This is a genomic window from Sinomonas sp. P47F7 (assembly GCF_049332655.1).
GTDB lineage: Bacteria > Actinomycetota > Actinomycetes > Actinomycetales > Micrococcaceae > Sinomonas.
In genome coordinates this window covers 2,716,839-2,738,119 of record NZ_CP186327.1, presented here as the reverse complement: position 1 = coordinate 2,738,119, position 21,281 = coordinate 2,716,839, and the positions used below count along the sequence as shown (strand labels likewise).

The 21,281-nt window shown below is 68.8% G+C and carries 17 protein-coding genes, 1 tRNA gene and 2 pseudogenes; 12 read left to right on the top strand and 8 right to left on the bottom strand.

The genetic code is table 11. From position 1 onward, the window contains the following. Positions 1–1,560, top strand: coding sequence for a polyprenol phosphomannose-dependent alpha 1,6 mannosyltransferase MptB (gene mptB / locus ACOKR1_RS12725; RefSeq protein WP_422933411.1), 1,560 nt, complete (start codon positions 1–3; stop codon positions 1,558–1,560). Here mptB (ACOKR1_RS12725) and ACOKR1_RS12720 read toward each other — a convergent pair. Then, positions 1,533–2,777: a glycosyltransferase 87 family protein gene (locus ACOKR1_RS12720; protein WP_422933410.1), complete on the bottom strand. Its 1,245-nt coding sequence runs from the start codon at positions 2,775–2,777 to the stop codon at positions 1,533–1,535. The genes mptB (ACOKR1_RS12725) and ACOKR1_RS12720 overlap by 28 nt on opposite strands. Positions 2,778–3,010: 233 nt before the next feature. On the opposite strand from ACOKR1_RS12720, the gene mptB (ACOKR1_RS12715) reads away from it, so the two are divergent. Next, positions 3,011–4,543, top strand: coding sequence for a polyprenol phosphomannose-dependent alpha 1,6 mannosyltransferase MptB (gene mptB / locus ACOKR1_RS12715; RefSeq protein ID WP_422933409.1), 1,533 nt, complete (start codon positions 3,011–3,013; stop codon positions 4,541–4,543). Between the two features lie 29 nt (positions 4,544–4,572). Further along, positions 4,573–4,645: transfer RNA gene (locus ACOKR1_RS12710), tRNA-Arg, on the top strand. A gap of 413 nt (positions 4,646–5,058) precedes the next feature. Here the strand turns inward: ACOKR1_RS12710 and ACOKR1_RS12705 are convergent. The 3 genes and pseudogenes from ACOKR1_RS12705 to ACOKR1_RS12695 form a co-directional block, all read right to left on the bottom strand. After that, positions 5,059–5,145 (bottom strand): annotated as a pseudogene (locus ACOKR1_RS12705) (hypothetical protein); the annotation flags it as partial. A 13-nt stretch (positions 5,146–5,158) separates the two neighbouring features. Next, positions 5,159–6,283 (bottom strand): IS110 family transposase, encoded by a 1,125-nt coding sequence (locus ACOKR1_RS12700; protein WP_422936549.1) that lies wholly within the window; start codon positions 6,281–6,283, stop codon positions 5,159–5,161. Between the two features lie 235 nt (positions 6,284–6,518). Next, positions 6,519–7,253: pseudogene (locus ACOKR1_RS12695) on the bottom strand (DDE-type integrase/transposase/recombinase); the annotation flags it as partial. A gap of 353 nt (positions 7,254–7,606) precedes the next feature. Between ACOKR1_RS12695 and ACOKR1_RS12690 the strand changes: the two are divergent. The 3 genes from ACOKR1_RS12690 (at position 7,607) to ACOKR1_RS12680 (ending at position 11,219) form a co-directional block, all read left to right on the top strand. After that, positions 7,607–8,212 (top strand): single-stranded DNA-binding protein, encoded by a 606-nt coding sequence (locus tag ACOKR1_RS12690; RefSeq protein WP_422933408.1) that lies wholly within the window; start codon positions 7,607–7,609, stop codon positions 8,210–8,212. Further along, positions 8,212–10,554 carry a hypothetical protein gene (locus ACOKR1_RS12685; RefSeq protein ID WP_422933407.1) on the top strand — a complete coding sequence of 781 codons (2,343 nt, stop codon included), beginning with the start codon at positions 8,212–8,214 and terminating at the stop codon, positions 10,552–10,554. The genes ACOKR1_RS12690 and ACOKR1_RS12685 overlap by 1 nt, the downstream gene beginning before the upstream one ends. Positions 10,555–10,730: 176 nt before the next feature. Continuing rightward, a complete protein-coding gene (locus ACOKR1_RS12680) occupies positions 10,731–11,219 on the top strand; it encodes a class F sortase (protein WP_422933406.1) in 489 nt (162 codons plus the stop codon). 9 nt (positions 11,220–11,228) lie between these two features. Here the strand turns inward: ACOKR1_RS12680 and ACOKR1_RS12675 are convergent, their stop codons facing one another. Beyond that, positions 11,229–12,434 carry a LacI family DNA-binding transcriptional regulator gene (locus ACOKR1_RS12675; protein ID WP_422933405.1) on the bottom strand — a complete coding sequence of 402 codons (1,206 nt, stop codon included), beginning with the start codon at positions 12,432–12,434 and terminating at the stop codon, positions 11,229–11,231. 171 nt (positions 12,435–12,605) lie between these two features. Between ACOKR1_RS12675 and ACOKR1_RS12670 the strand changes: the two genes are divergently transcribed. The 4 genes from ACOKR1_RS12670 to ettA all read left to right on the top strand — a co-directional run bounded on the left by ACOKR1_RS12670 (position 12,606) and on the right by ettA (position 17,600). Next, positions 12,606–13,775 (top strand): Gfo/Idh/MocA family protein, encoded by a 1,170-nt coding sequence (locus ACOKR1_RS12670; protein ID WP_422933404.1) that lies wholly within the window; start codon positions 12,606–12,608, stop codon positions 13,773–13,775. After that, on the top strand, positions 13,772–15,007 hold the full coding sequence (locus ACOKR1_RS12665; RefSeq protein WP_422933403.1) for a dihydrodipicolinate synthase family protein: 1,236 nt from the start codon (positions 13,772–13,774) through the stop codon (positions 15,005–15,007). Before ACOKR1_RS12670 ends, ACOKR1_RS12665 begins: the two co-directional genes overlap by 4 nt. Further along, positions 15,004–15,843, top strand: a complete 840-nt coding sequence (locus tag ACOKR1_RS12660; protein ID WP_422933402.1) for a sugar phosphate isomerase/epimerase family protein — start codon at positions 15,004–15,006, stop codon at positions 15,841–15,843. The genes ACOKR1_RS12665 and ACOKR1_RS12660 overlap by 4 nt, the downstream gene beginning before the upstream one ends. A 74-nt stretch (positions 15,844–15,917) precedes the next feature. After that, positions 15,918–17,600 carry an energy-dependent translational throttle protein EttA gene (gene ettA, locus ACOKR1_RS12655; protein WP_415853930.1) on the top strand — a complete coding sequence of 561 codons (1,683 nt, stop codon included), beginning with the start codon at positions 15,918–15,920 and terminating at the stop codon, positions 17,598–17,600. Between the two features lie 121 nt (positions 17,601–17,721). On the opposite strand, the gene ACOKR1_RS12650 is transcribed toward ettA, so the two are convergent. After that, on the bottom strand, positions 17,722–18,612 hold the full coding sequence (locus tag ACOKR1_RS12650; RefSeq protein ID WP_422933401.1) for an acyl-CoA thioesterase: 891 nt from the start codon (positions 18,610–18,612) through the stop codon (positions 17,722–17,724). An 81-nt stretch (positions 18,613–18,693) separates the two neighbouring features. On the opposite strand from ACOKR1_RS12650, the gene ACOKR1_RS12645 reads away from it, so the two are divergent. Beyond that, the gene (locus ACOKR1_RS12645) at positions 18,694–19,242 is read left to right on the top strand and encodes an acyl-CoA thioesterase (protein WP_422933400.1); all 549 of its coding nucleotides are present in this window, start codon (positions 18,694–18,696) and stop codon (positions 19,240–19,242) included. Continuing rightward, entirely contained in the window at positions 19,239–19,928 is a 690-nt protein-coding gene (locus ACOKR1_RS12640; protein ID WP_422933399.1) for a hypothetical protein, read from the top strand. The genes ACOKR1_RS12645 and ACOKR1_RS12640 overlap by 4 nt, the downstream gene beginning before the upstream one ends. 34 nt (positions 19,929–19,962) lie before the next feature. On the opposite strand, the gene ACOKR1_RS12635 is transcribed toward ACOKR1_RS12640, so the two are convergent. Both ACOKR1_RS12635 and ACOKR1_RS12630 read right to left on the bottom strand, forming a co-directional pair. Beyond that, positions 19,963–20,379 carry a globin gene (locus tag ACOKR1_RS12635; protein ID WP_422936635.1) on the bottom strand — a complete coding sequence of 139 codons (417 nt, stop codon included), beginning with the start codon at positions 20,377–20,379 and terminating at the stop codon, positions 19,963–19,965. 142 nt (positions 20,380–20,521) lie between these two features. Continuing rightward, positions 20,522–21,220: a mechanosensitive ion channel family protein gene (locus ACOKR1_RS12630; RefSeq protein WP_422936634.1), complete on the bottom strand. Its 699-nt coding sequence runs from the start codon at positions 21,218–21,220 to the stop codon at positions 20,522–20,524. Positions 21,221–21,281 lie beyond the last annotated feature (61 nt).

Below are 21,281 nucleotides of genomic sequence, written 5' to 3'. Positions count from 1 at the left end.
ATGTCCACTCGGCTCTTTGGGCTTCCCGGGAGGATTCTCGAGTGGCTGAAGTCGCTGTGGACGGCCCTTCCGCCCATCGGGGTCAACCTGCCGCCGCATTGGGCGATTGCCCAGGGATTCGTCGGCTCACTCCTCATGGTCTTCGGCTCCTTCGGGGTCGGCCGCCTCGCCGACGTTTCGCCGCTCACGAGGAACCCCTTCTTCATCTCCCTGCGCACTGAGACGTGGGGCGTCACGAGCTGCATCCTGGCACTCGTGTTCGGCGCGATGCTCATGACGCGCTCGTGGCTGCGCCTCGGCCAGCGGCTGCGCTATTGGGGGCCGGGGACCATCCGGCCCGTTGCGCTCGCCGTCACTCTCTGGGGGCTGCCGCTCCTGTTCACGGTGCCCATCTACTCGCGGGACGTGTACGCGTACGTGGGCCAGGGGCGCCTCATGGCGGCCGGGATGAACCCCTACACGACCGGCATTTCGACGCTCAACAACTGGCTCGAACTCGGGTCGGACCCGTCGTGGGCCACCACCCGGACGCCCTACGGCCCGTACTTCCTGTGGCTCGAGCGCTGGGTGGTGCAGCTCACTGGCGGCCAGCCGGACACCTCGGTGCTCCTGTTCCGGGTTCTCGCTCTGGTCGGCGTCGCGCTGTGCGCGTATTACGGCTTCAAGCTCGCGCGGCTCCACGGCGTCGACGGCGCCCGAGCCGTGTGGCTCTTCGTCGCGAACCCGCTGTTTCTGATCAGCTGCATTGCGAGCGCACACAACGAAGCGCTCATGATCGGTCTCGCCGTCGCTGGCGTCTACTACGCCGCCCGCGGAAACTGGCTCGCGGGGATTGTGCTCGCCACGGCGTCGATCGGCGTCAAGCCCATCACCGCCGTCGTGCTTCCGTTTATTGGGCTCCTGTGGGCCGGCCCGGGCGCCTCGTGGCTCCGCCGCTTCCTGTGCTGGGCGGGGACCGGCCTCATCAGCCTCGCGCTCTTCGCCGTCAGCTCGCTCGTCTACGGGCTCGGCTTCGGTTGGGTCAATGCGATCGTCGACCCGACGCCCGGTTTCATCGCCTACACGCCGTCGGGGTTCGCGAGCAACATCGTCGCGTCCGTCACGAGCCTGGTCGGGCTCGACGGCGGGGCGATCGCCGAGGGCTTCCGAACAGTCGTGAAGTGGATCGGTGTGGGCCTCGCCGCATGGTTCATTCTCCGGGGCGACGACCGCAAGATCGTCCGGCGGCTGGGCCTCGCGTTCATGTTCATCGTGGTGCTCGGGCCGATCATCCAGCCGTGGTACGTCCTGTGGTTCATCCCGTTCCTCGCGGTGACCGGAATCCGGGACAACTGGGAGATCCGGCTGTGGTACCTCACGGTTGTCTTCTTCGTGGTGTTCGGGGCGCAGGACCAGCTCTACGTCTTCAAGTTCGTGGACGTCCCGATCGCGCCGGAGCTCCTTGCGGGCGTCACGGCCCTCGCGTTCCTCGCGTACCTCGTGCTGATCGACCCGAAGACGCGCCGGATCGTGTTCGAACGGCCGGCGCGCCGTCAGGACTTGGCGTCCCGCAGCTCCTGATCGACGGCCGGCGCGCCCTTGCGCCCGAGCCGGACCAGGCGGAGGGCAGCCCACACGAACAGTGCCACGAGCAGGACGTTCCGCACCGAGAGCACGAACGCCATGATCGGGCTGTTGTGGCTCAGAGCGTCGTAGAACAGCGGGTAGACCACGAACGTCGCCGCCGCGATCCCGAGGAGCAGGCGTGCCGGGACGCGCCACGCGGCGCGGTCCTGGGCGAGGCCGAGCGCTACGACCGGGCCGAGCCAGACCATGAACTGTGGCGATCCGACCTTGTTGAAGACGATGAACGCGCTCACCATCGTGAGTGCCCCCGCGAGGAGCAGCTCGGCGCGGTCTTCGTGGCCGCGCTTCTTGCCCTGGTGGAGCGCCCAGAAGATCACGAGCGCCACCGCAAGGGCGATCAGCACGAAGAGCGGCTGCATGAGGGCCGAGGCGACGGTGCTGCCCGGGCCGTCGACCTGCATCGAGTTGATCTCGGTGTTCATGTACATGCGGGCGCCGCCGATCCCGAGCACGGACATCCAGAGCCACGGGGTGGTGAACGTGGCCTCGAGCTGCATGCCGCGGGAGCCCTGGGTCGTGAGGAAGTCGAGCAGGTGGGGGGCCACCCCGAGCATCGCGGCCACTGCCGCGACCGCCGCCGTGACGACCACGGCGCCCGCGATCACCTTCCAGCGGTCACGGACGACGGCGAAGAGCGGCACGAGCGCCGCGGCGGGCCACACCTTCATCCACGTCGCGAACGCGAGGATCGCCGCCGACGCAAACGGGCTCGCGACGCCGAGGCTCAGCCCCATGAGGACGATCGGGGCCGTGACGCCGTCGACTCGCGCGAAGCCGAGCGTGCCCATGATGGCGATGAACGCGAGCCACCACCATGCGGCGCGGACACCGCTGGGCTTCTTGCCCCAGCCGCTCAGGATGCCGATCGCCACGCCGTTGAGCACGGACGTCAGGAGGACCCACAGCAGGAGGAAGGGCCCGGGGCCTGCGAGGCCTGAGATCCAGATCGGCAGGAGGCCGGCGATCGGGTACACCCACGGAGATGGCTGGAGATCCTGCGGGAAGCCGGCGGCGGCCCAGTCCCGGTAGATGTTCGTGTCGCTGAACGCCTGGCCCTGGAACACGAAGACCGACATGAACGCGAGGTAGCCGAGGTGGACCACGAGGAAGCCCGTGAGGAGGCCGCGCGGCGTCAGGAGCCACCGCGTCACCTCGCTCCGCCTGGCCTTGTTGGTGTGGTCCGCGGGGCGGGGGGTCTCGATGGAAATGGCGGTCTCCTCGGCGTCTCACGGGCCGCGAAAGGCATGCGCGACCGCCGGCCAGTCTATCAGCGGGCATCGGGCGAGGGTCCGTTCACCCCCGGCTGATAGCATCGATTGGACGTCACGCCAAGGGTTCAGCGCGCTGCCGCTGCCTGGCGAACTTCGCGACAGTAGGGACTCCGATGCCTCAGCCCCGGGCTGGCAGCCGCCTGAGCGTCTTCAGCGACGCCCGGACGATCGCCGATCTGCACGGCGGCGGCCGCGTTGCCGTGTGGCAGGGTGCCGTCGCGTCGCTGTGCATGGCCGTGGGCGGGCTCGGCGTGGGCTGGATGGCGAGCGGCTCGTCGCTCATCCGCGTCCCGTTCTTCATCGTGCTGCGGGACAACCCCGTCCTCGTAGTCATCTGCACCGTGCTCGTGGTCTTCGGAGGGCTCCTCCTCGTGCGCGCGTGGCTTCGGCTCGGCCAGCGGGTGGGGGAGTGGAGCGCCGTCGACCCCGCCGTGCTGTGCCGCATCGCCGCCCTCTGGTGCGGGCCGCTGCTCGTCACGTTCCCCCTCTTCAGCCGCGACGTGTACGCCTACATCGGGCAGGGCCGGCTCATGCTTGCTGGCCTCGACCCGTACGTCAATGGAATCTCGGCGCTGAACAACTACCACAACCTTGGTCCCGACTCGCTGTGGACCGAGGCGCCGACGCCGTACGGGCCGCTGTTCCTGTGGATCGAGCAGGGCGTCGTATGGCTCACGGGCGGAAACCTCGAAGCCGCCATCGTCCTGTTCCGCCTCGCGGCCGCGGCGGGAATCGCGCTGTGCGCCGTCGCCGTGATCGGGCTCGCGCGGCACTACAAGCTCGACCCCTCGCGGACCCTGTGGCTCACGGTCGTGAATCCGCTGTTCGTCATCAACTTCATCGCGAGCATCCACAACGACGCGCTCATGCTGGGCCTTCTCCTCGTGGGGCTCCTCGCCGCCGTGCGGGGGCGACCGATTGCCGCCGTCGTCCTCGTGACCCTCTCGATCGGGATCAAGCCCATCACCCTCATCGCCCTCCCGTTCATCGGGCTCATCTGGGCGGGAAAGCGCGCCGGGTGGGGCCGGAAGATTGCCTGCTGGGCTGCGACCGCGGCGATCTCCGGCGGACTCCTCACGCTGGCGGGTGCGGTCACCGGATTCTGGTTCGGCTGGCTCCCGGCCATGACGACGTCGGGCACGGTCTGGATTTGGTACGCGCCCTTCGGTCTGCTTGCGGCGGCCGCGGGGGCGCTCGTCCAACTCTTCAACGGGCCGGGCGACGTCGTCGCGGAGGTCGTCAAGGCGGTCGGCCGGGTCGTCGGGATCGTCGTCGCGGCGTGGTTCGTGATCAAGGGGAGCAGCGAGCGGATCATGCTGCGGATGGCGTTCGCGTTCACGGCCGTTGTCGCGACGGCGGCCATGATCCAGCCGTGGTACGTCACGTGGCTCATGGCATTCTTCGCTCTCGTGGGCCTCTCCGAGGGGCGTCATCTGCGCGTCTACTACGTTGCGACGCTGTTCTTCACGGTGATTGCTCTGACCGACCAGCTCGACGTCTTCGAGTGGATCCCGATCGTGGTCGTGCGGGCCGTCGCGATCGTGCTGAGCCTCGCGTTTGTCGCGTACATGATGCTGTGGGACTGGAAGACGAGGGTGCTCTTCGCGCCGGGCGCCGCGATCGGCCGCGCGCGGGCGGCGCGATAGACTGGCGAGGCAAGCTGCGCGCTGCGCCCGCCCCAGTAGCTCAGCGGATAGAGCAGGGGCCTTCTAATCCTCTGGTCGGGGGTTCGACTCCCTCCTGGGGCACATTTGTGATGAAGCGGGACATCCTTCACGGATGAGTCGCGACATCGGTAACACCCCCGGTCCTCGGACCGGGGGTGTTCTGTTTTTTCGGCTGGTAGCCCTTGGTCGGGTCGATGGTGAATTCGGCGAGGATCTCTCCGGTGCCGTGTTCGATGGCGGTGACGTCGGCATCCTGGACGAGCAGGAGGATGCGCTGGTGCTTGTGGGCGCGTCCGATGCCGAGGTGTCGGAGTCGTCCGGCGTGGCGGAGGGTGGCCTTGCCGTCGGCGTCGACGCGGTCGGTGCGGACGCGGAAGTTCCCCCTGGGCGGCTGTCGCGGGTGCGGCCTTGGGGGTCGCGGCGTAGGCCTCGGCTGGGGTGTGCCGGCCCAGGGCGCGGTGGGGTCGTTCGTGGTTGTAGATGCGGCGGAACTTGGCCAGGAGCTCGTTCAGGTCGGTCAGGGTGTGGGCCTCGGGCTGGCCTTGGAGCCATTTCTTGAGGGTCTGGTGGAAGCGCTCGATGCTCCTATGTTCGTCAAGCCGCTGTTTGGAGCGATGGTGCTTGCTGGTGCTTGAGTGCTGGACGTGGGAGGTTTCTGTAGATCTCCCGGGCGATGTAGCGCTTCAGGCAGCGGATGATCTCGCGTTTGCTGAGGCCTTCTGCCGTGCGTCGTTCGACGTAGATGCGGGTGGGCTGGTGGTGTCGCATCCGGACGATGGCGACGATGTAGAGGGCACTGTTCGCGGCCCGGTCGCCGCCGCGGCTGAGTCGGTGCCGTCCGGTCGTGCGGCCGCTGCTGGCGGGCTGCGGTGCGACGCCGCAGAGTTTGGCGAAGGCGGCTTCGCTGCGGATCCGCTCGGCGTTGTCGCCGGCGGTGACGAGGAACTGGCCGGCGATCTCGACCCCGACTCCGTGCAGTCCGACCAGATCGGGTGCGGTGGCCCGCACGAGCGCGTCAATCTGCTTGTTCAGTGTCTTGACCTCCTCGTCGAGCTGCTTCCAGCGTCGTGCCAGGTCTCGTAAGGCGGTCTTGACACCGGCCAACAGTAGGCGATCAGGGGCGGCGGCCAAGCCCAGCAGGTCATCGGACTCCGGACGCAGCCGCAGGCATCGGTTGACCAGGGTCTTCTTGCTCAGCTCGACCAGCTCATCGCGCAGCGGCGATGGCGCTCCGATCATCACGCCCCAGAGCGTGTTGAAGGTGCTGGTGCGGGCCTTCACGGCGCTGGTGCGGGTGACCCGAAGCGTCCGGATGACTTCGACGACGCCGGACTTGGCCTTCGGGGTCGCGGTCGATGTCTGTCCAAGCACTGCTCGGGCAATCTGTTCGGCGTCGAGCCTGTCCGACTTCCCGTCCATGCGACGGGCGAGCCGGTTCGGCCGGTTGACCTCGACCACTTGGATCGCCTCGGCGGTGAGGAAGCGGCTAAGCGCGGCCCCGAAGCAGCCGGTGCTTTCAACACCGATAGCGAGGACCTCGCCGTGCTCGTGCATCCAGGCCAGCAGTTGCTGATAGCCGTGGTCATTCGCCGGGAACTCGCGATGGCCGAGGAAGCGGCCGTGATCGTCGACCGCGGCCGCGTAGTGCGTGTTCTTGTGGGTGTCGACGCCGCCGATGACTCGGACGACGGTTGACTCGGGGACGGGTTGGATTGTCATGCTGGAATCCGCTCTTCCGTAGGGCTGTTCTGACGGATGGAGCGAAACCGGCCGGGCGGGCGACAAGTCTGTGACGGGGCTTCTAGTCCAAGCTCCTATCAGGTCAGTCCCGTCCGGTCGGCGTGCCCCGCGACGCTGCACCGGAGCCGGCCGACAAATCGAACGCAGGACACCGTGGTCATACCTTGGCCGGAGTCAGACCGGGACCGGCACAGCGCTGATTCCGATCTTCACAGATCTTGCCCTGGGTCTGGGGGTGGCCGGGGGACCCGTTCTTCTGGGTGATCCCGAGGGAGGCGAGGAGGGTTTCGAAGGCGTTGCGTCCGCCGCGGCCGCCGGCGAGGCGGGTGGTGTAGACCATGCCGTTGTCGGTCAGGGTGCTGGCCGGGAACCCGTACTCGTTGGCGGTGTCGAGGAAGGCCTCGACCACGATGGGGCCGGTGATTCTGGGGTGTGCGGTGAGGTGGAGCAGGGCCCGGGAGTGGTCGTCGAGGAAGTCGATGACCTCGGTGTCGGTGCCGTCGGCGAGGTGCCAGTGGGTGAAGTCTGACTGCCAGGTCTCATTCGGCTGGGCGGCGGCGAAGCGGCGCAGGGACGACTTGGGGCGCTTGCGCGGTTCTGGGGTGACGAGGCCCGCGGCGGTGATGATCCGCCGGATGGTGGAGACGGCCGGGGCCGTGCCGCTGTCCTTCTCCAGATGCCATCGGATCGTGGCCGGGCCGGCGTCCAGGCCTGCAGCGGCGAGCTCGGCCCGCAGGGCCAGGACCCGGTCTCGTATGTCCTCGCTCGTGGCCTGAGGGCTGGTGCGGGGTCGGCGTGAGCGTGCCTCGAGGCCCTCGGGGCCGTGTTCGCTGTAGCGCTGGATGAGCTCGTGGACCCAGCGGCGGGTGACCCCGTAGCGGCGGGCGGCCTCGGCCTTGGACATTCCGCCTTCCAGGACCGCGAGGACGATGACCTTGTTCTTCGACATGGCCCATGCTCGGGCCCGAGGAGGTGTGAACGATGTCGCGACTCACCCCCGAGGCCGTAAACGATGTCCCGACTCACCGGGGAACGATCACCTGTGAAGCATGTCCCGACTCATGTGTGAACGATGTCCTGAATTCACACACCCCCTGGGGCACATTGTGCGATCAGACCCCCGGTCCTTTTGGGCCGGGGGTTTTCTACATCGCCCCGCCGTTTGTCCTCCCCAAAAACCCGGCTCGGCGGGTTGTCCACATGCGGCCCTGGGCCGATGTTCGCCGTCGCTGAGGCGCCTGACGCTGGAGATACCCGAGGGTGCTGCCCATGACGGGTCACCGAGAAAAGAGGGAGTCAGCGTTGAGCGAGATCATCACGGTGCGGGGGTTTGTCGCGACAGACCCTAGGACCAATACGACGAACGGCGGGGACATCGTCTCGAGCTTCCGGCTCGCGGCGACCGACCGTCGATTCGACAGGGAGGCCAACGTGTGGGTCGACGGCCACACGAATTGGTTCACGGTCGTGGGCTTCCGGCAGCTCGCGAGCAACATGTGCGGGAGTCTCAAGAAGGGCCACCGCGTGATCGTCGTGGGTCGGCTCAAGCTCAAGCAGTGGGAACGGGACGGCCGGATCTATCACTCGGCCGAGGTCGAGGCCGAGTCGGTGGGTCACGACCTCCTCTGGGGATCCGCGAAATTCGCGCGCAATCCGCAGGAACCGCCGCGCGCCGACGGGGCCGCTCAGCGGGTCGCGGTCGAGGGCGTCGGAGTCGTGGACGTGCAGACCGGCGAAGTGCCGTCCGAGGGCTACGACGACGCGAAGGCAGGCGAGGCCCTTCCGAGTCCGGACTCCGAGGGCTCGGCGGAGGAGGAGCCCCTCGCCGAAGCGACGGGCGAAGGACAGCCGAAGAGTCCTGGGAGTCCGACCGGCCACTCCACCGACACTGAACTGGTGTCGGCGTGATGCGACACCGACCCCGCACCGCGAAACCGGGCCCTCTGCGGCGGACTGCCGCGGCGCTCGCCGTCGTCGTCGTCGGCCTACTCGCCCTGCCTGCCCCAGCTCATGCGTCCTCGCCCGCGGCGTACGACTACGCCTACCCCGGCGGCTCGATACCCTCGGGAGAGACGGGGGCGGCCAGCGGGCTGACGTACACCGACACGGGCCCGCAGGGATCGGTGTTCAACGCCTCCCTCGGCAGCATGTGGATCGAGGACCCCACATCGGGACGCCCACTGCGAACGTTCTGCTCGCTGTACGGAACGGCGTTCGGAGCGCAGGGCCCGTGGACCGAGGAGGCCCTCACGTCGCAGTCGGCGGCTCGCGTGGCGTGGGCGATATCGGCCTTCTCCGGCCGAAGCCCGTCCGGGGATGCCGCCGTACAGGACCTCATCCACGTGTTCTACACGGACACCCAGGACCGGGTCTTGAAGATCCTCAACGCCACGCCTTCCGGGACCGCCACCCTCGCCGAGGCGCAGCTGATGTGGGAAACCTCCGCCCCTTACACCGGTTCGTATCGCGCCTCGCCAGCCATCCAACCCGGAGCCGCAGGGGCCGGAACGGTAACCAACACCCAGATCGCGAGCGCCACGGGCACCATCTCGGTCCCCATCGAGCTCACGCTCGCCGGCAACGCCGTCTTCGATTCCACGGGAACTCAGACGTACGCCGGGACGTCGGGCGATACGCCGTCGTTTCATGCGGTGAACGGCGGGGGCCGCGTCTCGGTCACTGAAACTAGCGCTTCCATCAGCTCCGCGCTCCGCCAGTTCTCGAGCCCAGGAAACCAGACCCAGCTGACGGCGGCCGCTCCCGCGATCGTGTCCGGCACGGCGAAGGAGGTTGAGATCTGGGGCAGTTTTCAGCCTCAGGCCGGATCGACCGCACCGCAGTACGTGGACGTGGGAGGCATGCTCACGGATACGCTCCACGTCACCACCGCCAAGGGCGGCAACGATTGGATTCCTGGCGTTGCGGCGCGCTTCGACGTGGAGTGGCTCTACTACCCGAGCAAGCAGCAACCTGCCACAGCCGTCCCCGAAGGTGCAACGAGCCTCGGCGTGGGAACGGAGATTGCCGAAAGGCCGGGAGACCTCATCGTGAGAGGGCCCAGAGCGGACAAGGCCGGCTACTACTACCCGGTCGTCAGGTTTGCCCTTGCCCATCAGGCTGCGGACCAACAGCACTACTTCACGGGCGACTGGGCCGCGGGATTCAGCGACCCGGGCGAACAGTCTGTCGTGAAGTACAGCCCCCAGGTCCTGACGAAGACCAGTGCAGTCAGCGAAGGCCTGATCGCCGACACCCTGACCGTCACGGGCATCCACGCGGACCAGAAGCTCAGCGTCGTCTCCGAGCTGATCCTCACGAGCGAATGCGCCGCTGGTGGAGGAGCCGACAAGGCCCCGGCCGACGCACAGCTCATCCGCGCGGTCACGACCCAGGTCACGGGCAACGGCAGCGTGACGACCGAGGCAGTGGCGGTGCCCTGGGCGAGGATTGTCAACCTGTGGGCAGAGGGCAAGAGCGCGTGCTTGAGCTGGCGTGAGAGCATCGAACCCACAGAAAGCACCGAAGCATGGAACGGGAAATACCTCGTCCCCGCCGAGACCGCGGTGCTCGAGAAGCCGGTCATCACGACTCAAGCCTCCAGCCACGGAACTGTTCCGCTCAAGTCCCATGACACGGGCAAGGTCTCCGGCACCATTCCATCGGGCCACGGCGTGCAGACGCTGACGAAGGTCGATCAATTCAAATTCGATGACTCGACCGACGGGTCCGCTCAGGCTGTTTGCGTCAACCCGTCCTATGCGTCCGGCTGGTTGGACGTGCCGCCCGGTACCACCGCGGTGACATATCCGACGCACACGATCGACCATGCCGGCACCTATGGGTACGTCGAGACACTCAAGATCACGGTTGATGGAAAGGACACCGTCGTGCATCAGGGCACGTGCGGTGCCGAGGCTGAAACCGTCATCGCGACTGCCCCGGGGCAGCCAGTGGCGGAGCAGCCGACGGCACCGCCAGCTCAGCCAGTGGCGGAGCAGCCGACGGCACCGCCAGCTCAGCCAGTGGCGGAGCAGCCGACGGCGCCGACAGCCTTGGCCGCGCCCGTCGTGAACGCCGGCAACCTCCCGCCCACGTCCGGGCCCTCCGGCGCGCTGCCAGGCGGACCGTTCATGCCGCTGGCCGCCGCTGGTGCGGTCGCCGTCGTCGTCGCCGCTTGCATCGGTGGGATGACCGCAATCCGCCGCCGACGTGGGGCGGAGATGCGAGCTGGCAGCCGGTGCGCCGAGTAAGAAGCACCAGGGGGCCGCGACGCCGGTACGCCACCGGCGTCGCGGCGTGCCTCGGGGCCTTCGGCCTGACCCTCATCGCTCTCGCGTTCGTCGGTCCCGAACCGTTCCTCAGACAGACCGTCGGAGGTTCTGAGACCGCCGGAGGCGCAGATTCGGGCCGATCCATTCCCGGAGGGGTGCCGGCCGATCGTGGTCGGTCCGCGCCTGGCACGGCACCAACCTCCGCGAGGATCGAGATTCCCGACCTTGGGCTCCGCGTCCCGATCGTTGAGACCACCGACAAAGACGGCTATTTGGTCCTCCCAGACGCACCGCAGATCGCGCATTACGTCCGTGCCGCGCCGCTCGGGGCAGCGCGTGGCTCGACTGTTCTTGCGGGCCACGTCAACTTTGCCGACGGCGCTCTTGCGCCATTGGAGGGGCTGGCCCGTATCGCCGTCGACGCGCCCGTCTATCTCACCGCTTCGGACGGTAGCACTCGCCGATACAGGGTCATTGGGCTCGAGACCTACCCTAAGGCGGGCCTCTCGCCGAGCATTTTCGACCGGGAGGGGCCCGCGAGACTCGTTCTGATCACGTGTGATCAGAACAGCCCGATCGTCTCGGTCGGCGGCGTGGTCCAATACGCGAACAACACCGTGGCCACGGCCGTTCCTTGGCCGTAGATGCCCGAGCTAGGCGGGCTTCCCGGTGCTTTCGCGAAGGATCACGCTCCCCGCCGTGGGCTCGTGGCCTGCGGTCGTCAAGGCTGCTTCAGCTGCTGTTCGCCCAATGTCCTCGAGGGGCAGGCGGACGGTCGTGAGGCCCGGGAAGAAGTCCTCGAGCGTGTTGATGTCGTCGAAACCGGCGACCGAGTAGTCCGCGGGGGCCTCGAGTCCCTGTTGCCGCAGCGCGGCAACGACTCCCATGGCCATGCGGTCGTTGACGGCGAAGATGCAAAGCGCCGAACCCTCCGGTGCGGCGCCCCGGACGGCGGACTCGAGCGAAAGCCCTGCTTTGAAGCCACCCTCCCGATTGAACCCCGCGCGCGTGACCTCCGCGGGCCCGAGCCCGCCGTCCGCGAGTCCTCGTTGGAACCCGGCGAGGCGGAGGTCGGACGTCAGGAGGCCCTCTGGGCCAGCAACGACGGCAAACCGCGTGTGTCCTTGTCGCGACAGGGCGCGCGCGAGGTCGAAGGCGAGGTTCTCGTTGGGGATGTCGATGACGAGGTGGGGGGACGCGCCAGCGGCCGTTGCGGTCGTCGCCTCGCCGGGCTCCTCCCGGGATGTCGCGCCGCCGGGCCCTGTCGCACCGCCGGGTCCTGAGGCACCGCCCGGTCCTGCCGCATCCCACGGTCCTGCCTCCCCGCCGGGCCCCGCCGCACGGAGCGCCCCGCGGCCGGGCCGGTTGTCGATGAGGTCGTGGCCCACGAGGACCAGCCGTCCGCCGTTCGCGAGGTACCGCTCCGATTCGCGCAGGAGCGCGGCGTTGTCGTCGGCGTCTTCGGGCCGCGCAGAGCGGCTACCGGCTAGGACGATCGCGTCCGTGCGCCGGGACGTAAAGGCCTCGACGGCGAGGCGCTCTTCGGCCGGAGTGCCCTCGGTGCAGATGAGCAGGAGGGTCTTGCCCAGCTCGCGGGCGGCGGACTGGACCCCTCGGGCGATCGACGAGAAGTAGGGGTCAGCGATGTCGTGCACGATGAGCCCGAGGAGCCCCGAACTCGAACGGGCCAGGGCCTGGGCTTGGGCGTTGGCGATGTATCCGAGGGCGTCCGCGGCGGCGCGTACCCGGTCCGCGATGTCCGCGCCTGGCGTCCTGCTCGAACCGTTCAGGACTCGAGACGCGGTGGCCGGGGACACGCCAGCGGCTCGCGCGACTTCGCTCAGTGTCACGGCTGCCATAGGGTCTCCTCCCTTTCATTGGCCAGATTATGGCACCGGAAGGGCCTTTGAGGGAATGCGCTTGCCAATCCAGAGTGTCGTGCCGCACACTGGACCCACGGAATGCGCTTTCCGAAATGCGAAGCGCCACCACTCGCTCCGGTACGCCGGAGTCTACGCAAGGAGGCGGCAGTGGCCACCGAAACGAGAACCCTCAGAATCGCCATGAACGGCATCACTGGCCGGATGGGCTACCGCCAGCATCTGCTGCGGTCCATCCTGCCGATTCGAGATTCCGGTGGGCTCCTCCTCGACGACGGGAGCCGCGTGCAGGTCGAGCCAATTCTCGTGGGCCGCAATGAGGCCAAGCTCCGCGAGCTGGCTGAGCTGCACAAGGTTTCCGAGTGGTCGACCGACCTCGATGCGCTCATCGCAGACCCAACTGTGGACATCGTGTTCGACGCGTCCATGACGAGCCTCCGGGCCGAGACGCTGCGCAAGGCCATGCGGGCCGGCAAGCACATCTTCACGGAGAAGCCGACCGCCGAGACCCTCGAGGAGGCCGTCGAGCTCGCGCGAATCGGTCGCGACACCGGGGTGACGGCGGGCGTTGTCCACGACAAGCTGTACCTTCCGGGCCTCGTGAAGCTCCGCCGCCTCGTCGACGAGGGCTTCTTCGGTCGCATCCTCTCAATCCGCGGCGAGTTCGGCTACTGGGTCTTCGAGGGTGACGTCCAGCCGGCCCAGCGCCCGTCGTGGAACTACCGCAAGGAGGATGGCGGCGGCATGACCACGGACATGTTCTGCCACTGGAACTATGTCCTCGAAGGCATCATCGGCACGGTCAAGAGCGTCAACGCGCTCACGGCGACGCACATCCCGGCGCGCTGGGACGAGGCCGGGCGGGAGTACGAGGCCACCGCGGACGATGCCGCGTACGGCATCTTCGAGCTCGAGACCCCGGGCGGGGATCCCGTGGTCGGCCAGATCAACTCCTCGTGGGCCGTGCGCGTCTACCGCGACGAGCTCGTCGAGTTCCAAGTCGACGGCACCCACGGTTCCGCCGTGGCTGGCCTGACCAAGTGCGTGGCGCAGCACCGCGCGCACACGCCCAAGCCGGTCTGGAACCCGGACCTGCCCGTGACCGAGTCGTTCCGCGACCAGTGGCAGGACGTCCCGGCCAACCGCGAGCTCGACAACGGCTTCAAGCTCCAGTGGGAGGAGTTCCTGCGCGACGTCCTCGCTGGGCGCGAGCACCGCTATGGCCTGCTCTCCGCGGCGCGGGGCGTCCAGCTCGCGGAGCTCGGCCTCAGGTCGAACACCGAGCGCCGCACGCTCGAGATTCCGGAGATCGTCCTGTGACCGCGACCGTCACCTCGACTCTGAGCGTCACCCTTCCAACGTCCGACGGCGGCACGCGGCCCTACAAGCTAGCCCCGGCGCGCGCGTGGTCTCGCCCCGAGGCGCCGTTCGCGTCTCGCAAGGCCTACGCTGCCGCCCACGTCATTCCGGCTGTCGGAGCGGACAACACGCCGGGCGCCCTCGCATCTCTCGACTGGGACCGCACGCTCGCGTTCCGGCACGAGCTCTGGTCCTACGGCCTGGGCGTCGCGGACGCGATGGACACCGCGCAGCGTGGCATGGGCCTGGACTGGGCCGCGACCCGCGAGCTCATCCGCCGCGTTGGGGCGGAGGCGAGGGCCGTCGCCGCGTCGGGCCGGGGCGCCACGGAGGGCCTTTCCGTCCGGGATCTCGTCGCGTGCGGCGCGGGAACCGACCAGCTCGAGCTCGCCAGCGTGCCCGTGGGCGCGGAGGGCGTACGTCGCGCCTTCGACGCGTACCGCGAGCAGCTCGCCACGGTCGAGGATGCCGGCCCCAAGGCCATCCTCATGGCCTCGCGCGCGCTCGCCAAGGCGGCCTCGGGCCCTGACGACTATCTCCGCGTGTACTCCGCCCTCCTCCGCGAGGCGCGCGAGCAGGTGGTTCTGCACTGGCTCGGCACGATGTTCGACCCGGCCCTCAAGGGTTACTGGGGGAGCGAGGACATCGCCACGGCGACCGGCACGTTCCTGGACCTCATCCGCGCACACGCGGACAAGATCGACGGCGTGAAGGTCTCGCTCCTGGACGCCGAGCACGAGAAGGCTCTCCGCGCGGCGCTCCCGGAAGGGGTACGCCTCTACACGGGGGACGACTTCAACTACCCGGAGCTCATCGCGGGCGACGGCGAGCGTCATTCCGACGCGCTCCTGGGCATCTTCGCGGCGATCTATCCCGCGGCCTCGGCGGCGCTCCAGGCGTTCGACGCCGGCCAGCCGGCCGAGGCGCGGAGCGCCCTCGACGCGACCCGCGAGCTCGGGCTGCACATCTTCAGCGCGCCGACTTTCTACTACAAGACCGGCATCGCGTTCCTCGCGTGGCTCAACGGGCACCAGCCCGGCTTCCAGATGGTGGGCGGCCTGCAGTCTGGGAGGTCAGTGCCCCATCTGGCCCGGACCTTCGAGCTCGCCGACCGGGCGGGTCTGCTCCTCGACCCGGCGCTCGCGGCGTCCCGCATGGCCGAGTTCCTGAACGTGAACGGGGTAGCCCAGTGACCGACTACTCGCGGCTGTCGCTCAACAGCGCGACCACCAAGCGCTGGACCCTCCGCGAGGTCGTGGATGGCTGCGTTCGCGCGGGAATCCCCTCGATAGGGCCTTGGCGGGATCGCGTGCACGAGGCAGGGCTCGCGGAGGCCGCCCGCATGATCAAGGACTCGGGCCTCGGGGTTTCGTCGCTGTGCCGAGGCGGTTTCCTCACGGCCGCCGACGCAGACGGGCAAGCCGCGGCCCTCGCGGACAACCGCGAGGCGATTCTCGAGGCGGAGGCGCTCGGGACACGAGACCTCTACCTCGTGGTCGGCGGATTGCCCGCCGGCGATCGCAACGTCGTTGCGGCCCGCGCGCGCATCTCCGACCGGCTGGCCGAGCTTGTGCCGTTCGCGCGGGAGCACGGCGTCCGCCTGCTGCTCGAGCCGCTTCATCCGATGTACGCGGCGGACCGTGCGCTCGTCTCGACGCTCGGCCAGGCCCTCGACGTCGCGGCGCCGTTCGACGCCGCAGACGTGGCCGTCGCCGTCGACACGTTCCACGTCTGGTGGGATCCCGCGCTGCGCGAGCAGATCGCGCGCGCCGGGCGAGAAGGGCGCCTCGCGTCGTATCAGGTGTGCGACTTCAACCTGCCCATCGCGGTGGATGCCCTCCTCTCGCGCGGCATGATGGGCGACGGCGTGATCGACTTCACGACGATCACCTCGTGGGTCCGCGATGCGGGCTATACGGGGCCGATCGAGGTCGAGATCTTCAATCAGGAGATCTGGGACGCGGACGGCGACAGGACCTTGGCCACGATGAAGGAGCGGTTCGCCGAACTGGTGCTTCCGTACGCGTGATCCGAGGCCGTCTTGGGCCTTGGGCGAGGCGTAGCGATGTGAGTTCCCCGTGACGAGCCGATAGATTAAACACCATGGCGGAATTCATCTACACCATGACCAAGGCCCGAAAGGCCGTGGGCGACAAGGTGATCCTTGACGACGTGAGCATGTCGTTCTTCCCCGGCGCCAAGATCGGCGTCGTGGGCCCGAACGGCGCGGGAAAGTCGACGATTCTCAAGATCATGGCGGGGCTCGACACGCCGTCCAACGGTGAGGCCCGGCTCTCCCCGGGATACAGCGTCGGCATTCTGCTCCAGGAACCGCCGCTCAACGAGGAGAAGACAGTCCTCGGCAACGTCCAGGAGGGCGTGGCGGAGATTCACGCCAAGCTCGAGCGCTTCAATGCGATCTCGGAAGAGATGGCGAGCCCGGACGCGGACTACGACTCTCTCCTCGAGGAGATGGGCAAGCTCCAGGAGGCCATTGACGCTGCCGACGCCTGGGATCTCGATTCCCAGCTCGAGCAGGCCATGGACGCGCTCCGGTGCCCGCCCCCCGAGGCCGACGTCCGCGTCCTCTCCGGTGGTGAGCGCCGCCGCGTCGCGCTCTGCAAGCTCCTCCTGCAGAAGCCGGACCTCCTCCTCCTCGACGAGCCGACCAACCACCTGGACGCCGAGAGCGTTCAGTGGCTCGAGCAGCACCTCGCGAAGTACCACGGCGCCGTCCTCGCCGTGACCCACGACCGCTACTTCCTCGACCACGTCGCGCAGTGGATCTGTGAGGTCGACCGCGGCCGCCTCTACCCGTACGAGGGCAACTACTCGACGTATCTCGAGAAGAAGCGCGCCCGCCTCGAGGTCCAGGGCAAGAAGGACGCCAAGCTCGCGAAGCGCCTCGCCGAAGAGCTCGAGTGGGTCCGCTCGAACGCGAAGGGCCGCCAGACCAAGTCGAAGGCCCGTCTGGCCAAGTACGAGGAGATGGCTGCCGAGGCCGAGCGCACGCGCAAGCTCGACTTCGAAGAAATCCAGATCCCGCCGGGGCCCCGGCTCGGGCAGCTTGTCATCGAGGCCTCGAACCTCCGCAAGGGCTTCGGCGACCGCGTGCTCATCGACGGGCTCTCGTTCTCGCTGCCCCGCAACGGGATCGTCGGCGTCATTGGTCCGAACGGGGTGGGCAAGACCACGCTGTTCAAGACGATCGTGGGCATGGAGTCGCTGGACGGCGGCGACCTCAAGGTCGGCGACTCCGTCAAGATCTCCTACGTCGACCAGAGCCGCGGCGGCATCGACCCGAACAAGACGCTCTGGGAGGTCGTCTCGGACGGGCTCGACCACATTCAGGTCGGCCAGGTTGAGATGCCGTCCCGCGCGTACGTCTCGGCGTTCGGCTTCAAGGGTCCGGACCAGCAGAAGAAGGCCGGCGTCCTTTCCGGTGGCGAGCGCAACCGTCTGAACCTCGCGCTCACGCTCAAGCAGGGCGGCAACCTCCTCCTCCTCGACGAGCCGACCAACGACCTCGACGTCGAGACCCTCTCGAGCCTCGAGAACGCGCTCCTCGAGTTCCCCGGCTGTGCCGTCGTGGTCTCCCACGACCGCTGGTTCCTGGACCGCGTCGCGACCCACATCCTCGCCTACGAGGGCACGGACGAGGACGAATCGAAGTGGTACTGGTTCGAAGGCAACTTCGAGGCCTACGAGGAGAACAAGATCGAGCGCCTCGGCCCCGACGCGGCTGCGCCTCACCGCGTCACCCACCGCAAGCTCACGCGCGACTGACCCGTGCGTTCGCGCGGTCGCCTGGGTGCGACCGGCGCGAGGGCGGCAGACGACGACGGCGGAGGCCGGCTCCCAGCGCGGGAGCCGGCCTCCGCCGTCGTCCGGACAAGCGCGGGGGACGCTAGGGGAGCGGGAGGCGGATCATTCCCTCCTGGCCCACGGTCGCGACGTGCGAGCCGTCGCGCGTGAAGATCCGCCCGACCCCCAGTCCCCGGGCCCCGTGTGCGCTCGGCGATTCCTGGACGTACAGGAGCCAGTCGTCCACGCGAACCGGCCGGTGCCACCACATCGCGTGGTCGAGGCTCGCGACGTTCATGTCCGGGGTGATCCAGCTGATCCCGTGCCGGCGGAGGATCGGCTCGAGCAGCGTGTAGTCGCTCGCGTACGCGAGCGCTGCGCGGTGCAGCCGCTCGTCGTCGGGCATGGGGCCGAACGTCTTCATCCACACGGCGTTCCGGGCCACCTGCTCGCCGGTCGCGGACACGTAGAGGGCCGAATCGACGTGCCGCACGTCGAACGGCCGGTCGAAGGCCCAGTACTGCGCGATGGGATGGTCGATGTTGCCAAGCAGGTCGGCGGTGCTCGGCAGCGATTCAGGGTCCGGAACGTCGTGCGGCATGTCCGTCTGGTGGTCGATGCCGACTGAATCCGTCTGGAATGAGGCGGTCATCGAGAGGATGGGCTTGCCGTCCTGATAGGCGTGCACCTGGCGCGCCGAGAACGACCGCCCGTCGCGCAGCCGCTCGACGCTGAACGTGATCGATTTGTCCGCGTCTCCGGCACGCAGGAAGTAGCCGTGCATCGAGTGGACGGTCCTGTCGGACGGGACCGTGCGCGACGCGGCCACGAGACTCTGGGCGAGGACCTGCCCGCCGAAGACGCGGTGCCGCGGCTGGCGCTCGCTGGGCCCAACGAAAATGTCCTTGTCGGTCCGGGCTCCGCCCAGATCGTCGAGATCGAGCAGGGTGAGCAGGGTGTCCGTGGGGCCGGTCTGGCGGGCGGGCGACGTCATGGCACGACACTAAACTCGCCGGTAGCCTTGCAACAAGCCGTGCGGTTCGCGGCGGTTCGGAGCGTGCGCGAAGATGGGGATATGCCCTCGGCCTATCAGTTCCCGCTCCACTTGCGCTTCGGTGACGTCGATTCGTACGGGCACGTCAACAACGTGCGCTTCCTCCAATTCCTCGAGGACGCGCGCGTGCACTGGCTGCGGGAACCCCTTCCGGCCGCGGAAGGCGGGGCCGGAGCGGGCGGGGCGCGCGACGGCGTGGGCCCCACGATGTTCGACTCAGTGACCTCGGAGAACTTCACGCTCGTGGGCCGGCACGAGATCGAGTATCTCGCGCCGCTCATGTTCCGGCCCACGCCCATCGCCGTGAACCTGTGGGTCACGCGGGTGGGTGGCTCGAGCTTCGATCTGGGCTATTCGGTCGCTGAGCGGGACGGAAGTGCCCTGTACGCCTACGCATCGACGTCCATGGTGCTCGTGAGCCGCTCGACGGGCCGTCCCGTCCGGCTCCCGGACGCGTTGCGCGCGGCGTTCGCCGCCTACGCCGGCCCGACCGTGCCCTTCCGCCGCAGGCCGCCGCTCCCCGCCGACGCCGCGACGGCCGGGACGGCCACCGAAGGCGGCGCAGCATGAGCGCCGCGGAAGTCCAGACCGCTCTCGATCTCGGCGACCGCGAGGCCGTTGCCGATCTGCGGACGTTTCTGGCTCGGGCCCGCACCGTGGACGCGGGCGGTGCCGTGCGCCTCCAGGCGGTCGGATCCGTGCTCGCGGCGTACGTGTGCGTCCTGCGCCCGCGGATGCTGGGGGAGGCCACGCCCACCGTGCTCGGCCTCCGCACGATTCGGCTCGCGCGAGCGGCCGACGTCGACGTGACAGTTCCGCTCGCGGCCGTCGCCGACCGCTTGGCCCGGATGGGTGACGACGCGACGCTCCTGGACGTCCCGCCGTCGTCCGTTCACGCCTCCTGGGCGGCCATCCGCCCGCCGCGCGGTCCGTGGGCGCAGTCGGGCGAGGTGCCCGGTGAGGTACTCGCCGCGGCGGCCGCGAGCGGCATGTCCGAGGTTGCGGGGCTCGTGCCCCAGCAGCCGGGGCAGGCGATGGTCGACGGTGCGCGCGCGGCCGTGTGGGGGAGGGACGTCGACGGAGTCGAGGGCGTCCCGGCCGGAGCCGCGTTCGCCGCCGAGGCGCTCGGCTTCCTCGTCCCGGGGGTGCCCATGCAACGCTTCGAATCGGGCGCGTGGGTCAGGCTCAGCTCGCCGCGCGGACACGTCCTGTGCCGCATTCCGGGGGCGCGGGCCGCGGGGTTCGGCCTGCTTTAGGCGGGGTGGCACGGCACGCCGAGGAGGCCCCGAGTCAGTCGTCGAAGGTGTTGACGAGGGAGTGTGCGGCGCGCTCGAGGTAGTCCCAGAGCGTCGCCTCGTGCAGGGGTGAGAGCCCCAGCGCGTCGACGCCCGCGCGCATGTGGTGGAGCCAGCGGTCGCGCGCCTCGGGGTTGACCTTGAACGGCACGTGCCGCATGCGCAGCCTGGGGTGGCCCCGCTCCTCGCTGTACGTGGAGGGGCCGCCCCAGTACTGCTCGAGGAACATCGTGAGCCGGCGCCGGGCCGGTCCGAGATCCTCCTCGGGGTACATGGGGCGCAGCACGGGATCCTCGGCGACGCCCTCGTAGAAGACATCGACGAGCTTGACGAACGCCTCGTGCCCGCCGATCTCCGCGTAGAACGTGTTCGCGTAGGCGTCCCGGGCAAACGGGTCGTTGACCTTGAGCAGGTTCCGCCGCGGGAGTGGCCCGCTGGCCGATGCCTGGCCCTCGTTCTGCGTCACTTGTGGTCGCCGTCCTTCCTGCATGCTGCACCCATGTCACTAGTTTCCGCGTCGAGGAGCTCACTCGGCGCGCCCACCGAGGCGGGGATCATTCGCTCGCGCGCTGGCCTTGGGCGTCGGGGTTTGTCGGCCCGGCGTGGCCGGGAGCCTCGTTGCCTGGGGCCGAGGGCCCAGGCTGCGGGGCACTCGGCGGCACGTAGGAGCCCTGTGAACGGTTCCCGACACGCAGGATCTCGCCGTTGCGGAGGTACCAGATCGCGCCGTCCTCGCCGCGGACGCGCGTGATGCGCAGGCCCACGCTCTCGACCGTCCCGACCACCTCGCCCGCGCCGAGCTCGATGACGTCGCCGATGCCGAACTGGTCCTCGAGAGTCAGGAAGATTCCGGAGAGGAAGTCGCGGATGAGCTGCTGGGCGCCGAACGCGATCCCGACGCCGAGGATGCCGACGCTCGTGAGGAGCGGCGCGATGTCCACGCCGAACGCCTTGAGCACGTAGATGATCACGATCGTCGAGATGACGACGATCACCACCGAGTTGAGGAGCGAGCCGATCGTCTGCGCGCGCTGGGCCCGCCGCTCTGAGTCGAGGGCGCGGAGGGCGGGCGCGGCCCAGCGGAAGATCCGGCGCTGGCTCAGCGCCGTGCCGGTCTGGACCCGCTTGACGACTTGGCGGATGAGGAACGAGGCGAGAAGCCAGACGAGGAGGCCGACGCCGACCACGATGGCCACCTGAAGCAGGGTCGAGTTGAACGTGTTGACGGCCGTGTTGAGCTCGGCCGCGCTCAGCGGCGTCGGCGCGGCCGAAGTGGCTGAGGGCGTGGCGGACGGCGTGGGCGACGCGGATGCG